This is a genomic window from Burkholderia sp. E168m23 (assembly GCF_016586125.1).
GTDB classification, from domain to species: Bacteria; Pseudomonadota; Gammaproteobacteria; order Burkholderiales; family Burkholderiaceae; genus Burkholderia; species Burkholderia orbicola.
This window is the reverse complement of the sequence record NZ_BCPP01000981.1, coordinates 1-2,602: the sequence shown is the minus strand read 5'-3', so window position 1 is coordinate 2,602 and position 2,602 is coordinate 1. Positions and strand designations below refer to the sequence as shown.

2 protein-coding genes and 1 pseudogene are annotated in these 2,602 nt (G+C 68.6%); all 3 read left to right on the top strand.

Going from position 1 to position 2,602, the window contains the following annotated elements:
- A pseudogene (locus JMF90_RS32870) lies at window positions 1-189 on the top strand (ABC transporter ATP-binding protein); the annotation flags it as partial.
- Complete coding sequence (locus JMF90_RS32865) at window positions 186-1,583, top strand: MFS transporter (protein ID WP_011695034.1); 1,398 nt, start codon at window positions 186-188, stop codon at window positions 1,581-1,583. The pseudogene JMF90_RS32870 and the gene JMF90_RS32865, both read left to right, overlap by 4 nt.
- A gap of 100 nt (window positions 1,584-1,683) precedes the next feature.
- Complete coding sequence (gene rfbA, locus JMF90_RS32860; protein WP_011695035.1) at window positions 1,684-2,580, top strand: glucose-1-phosphate thymidylyltransferase RfbA; 897 nt, start codon at window positions 1,684-1,686, stop codon at window positions 2,578-2,580.
- The last annotated feature ends 22 nt before the right edge of the window (window positions 2,581-2,602 follow it).

Genomic DNA, 2,602 nt, shown 5'->3' with positions numbered 1-2,602 from the left:
ATCGTCCGGATGCGCGACACCGAGCATATCGCCGTGCTGATGGTCGAGCAGAATGCGATCGAGGCGCTGCGCATCGCGGATCGCGGCATCGTGCTGACGATGGGGCGCGTCGCGCTCGAAGGCTCCGCTGCCGAGTTGCTCGACAGCGACGAGATGCGGCGCCTGTACCTCGGCGGGAGGGCCGCATGAACGGCGGGCGTGCCGCGCCGGCCGCCGGCGCATACGCATCCGCGGCGGCGCGCCCCGTGCTCGTGATGGTCGCGCTCGCGTGCGGCTTCGTGATGGCCATGCTCGACGTGACGATCGTCAACGTCGCGCTGAAGGCGATGGAAACCAGCCTGTCGATGTCGTTGACCGCGCTGGTGTGGGTCGTCGATGCGTACACGCTCAGCTTCGCGGCGCTGCTGCTGCTCGGCGGCGCGCTCGCGAACCGCTACGGGTCGAAAGCCGTCTACGTCGCGGGGCTCGCGCTGTTCGTCGGCGCGTCGGTGCTGTGCGCGGCCGCGCAGTCCAGCGGCGCACTGGTCGCGGCGCGCCTCGCCCAGGGTGTCGGCGCGGCGCTCTTCATGCCGAGTTCGCTGAGCCTGCTCACGCTCGCGTTCCCGCCGGGACCGACGCGCACGCGGATGATCGGCATCTGGGGCGCACTGGTGTCGGCCGCGATGGCGCTCGGGCCCTGCGTCGGCGGCGTGCTGGTCGACGCGATCGGCTGGCGCGGCATCTTCTGGGTGAACCTGCCGGTCGGGGCGGCCGGCCTGTGGCTCACGTACCGGCATATCGCGCGGGCGCCGCGTCATCCGGGCCCGTTGAACGCGCTCGGCCATCTGTTCGGCGCACTCGCGCTCGCCGCGCTGAGCTTCACGCTGATCGAAGGGCCCAGCGCCGGCTGGCGTTCGCCGTCGATCCTCGCCGGCGTGGCCGCGACGTTGGCCGCCACCGCGGCATTCGCATTGCGCGAGCGCTACGCGACCTCGCGCATCCTGTCGCCGGCGCTGCTCGCGAACCGGCGCTTCGTCGCGGGCAGCACGCTGGGCCTCGCGATCAACTTCGGCATTCTCGCCGAGATCTTCTTGTTGAGCCTCTATTTGCAGAACGTCCGCGGCGCGAGCGCACTCGTCGCCGGATTCGAGCTGTTTCCGCTGATGGCGATGTTCGGCATCGGCAATCTCGCGTCCGCGAAGGTCAGCGCCCGGCTCGGCGCGCGCCGCACGCTGCTCACCGGGCTCGCGCTCGCCGCGCTCGGCAGCGTGGCGCTCGTCGGCGTCGCGGCGATGCCGTATCCGGTGCTGGCGCTGGCGGTCGGCCTCGCCAACTTCGGTGCCGGCCAGGCCATTCCGGCGATGAATCTCGTCGTGATGCAGTCGGCCGATGCGGCGGACGCGAATCTCGCCGCCGCGTCGCTGAACGCGAGCCGGCAGATCGGCTCGCTCGTCGGCATCGCGATCGCGTCGGTGATCCTGCACGTGGTCGACGATCCGGACCGCGCGACGGCCGTCGGCTTCGCGGTGATCGCCGCGCTGTACGCGCTCGGCTTCGCGATCGTGTTTCGTGCGATTCACGCCGGGCCTGCCGAGCAGTCGTAGCCGGGCGCGCACGGGTATCGCCGGCAATCGGGCGCGATCGGCGCATTCGGTGTATTCCGCGTATCACGCACGCATTTTTCCTCTTGCAGCGAGGGACCTCATGCAAACAGCGATTGGCCGTAAAGGACTGATTCTGGCGGGCGGCTCGGGCACCCGGCTCCATCCGCTCACGCATTCGGTATCGAAGCAATTGATGCCGGTGTACGACAAACCGATGATCTATTACCCGCTCAGCACGATCATGCTGTCGGGCATCCGCGACGTGCTGATCATCTCGACGCCGCGCGATCTCGACGCGTTCCAGCAACTGCTCGGCGACGGCAGCCAGTGGGGCATGAGCTTTTCGTATGCGGTGCAGCCGAGCCCCGACGGGCTTGCGCAGGCGTTCGTGATCGGCGCGCCGTTCATCGGTCGCGACGCGGCGACGCTCGTGCTCGGCGACAACATCTATCACGGGCCCGCGCTGTCGTCGCTGCTGCAGCAAGCCGCCGCACGGACCGCCGGCGCGACCGTGTTCGGCTATTACGTGCGCGATCCGGAGCGCTACGGCGTCGTGTCGTTCGATGCGGATGGCCGCGCGATCGACCTCGAGGAGAAACCGCGCGAGCCGAAGTCGAACTACGCGGTCACCGGCCTCTATTTCTACGACAACGACGTCGTCGAACTGGCGAAGGCCGTGCGACCGTCCGCGCGCGGCGAGCTGGAAATCACCGACCTGAACCTCGCGTATCTCGCGCGCGGCACGCTGAACGTCGAGCTACTCGGGCGCGGCTACGCATGGCTCGACACCGGCACGCACGAATCGCTGCTCGACGCGGCCAATTTCATCCAGGTGATGCAGGCGCGACAGGGTCTGCAAATCGCGTGTCCCGAGGAAATTGCGTACCGGCTCGGCTGGATCGATGCGGAGCAGCTCGAAACGCTCGCGCACAAGCTCGCGAAAAGCGGTTACGGCCGCTATCTGCTCGATCTGCTGAGCAAGGAGGTCGCGGCATGACACGGGTGATCGAGACACCGTT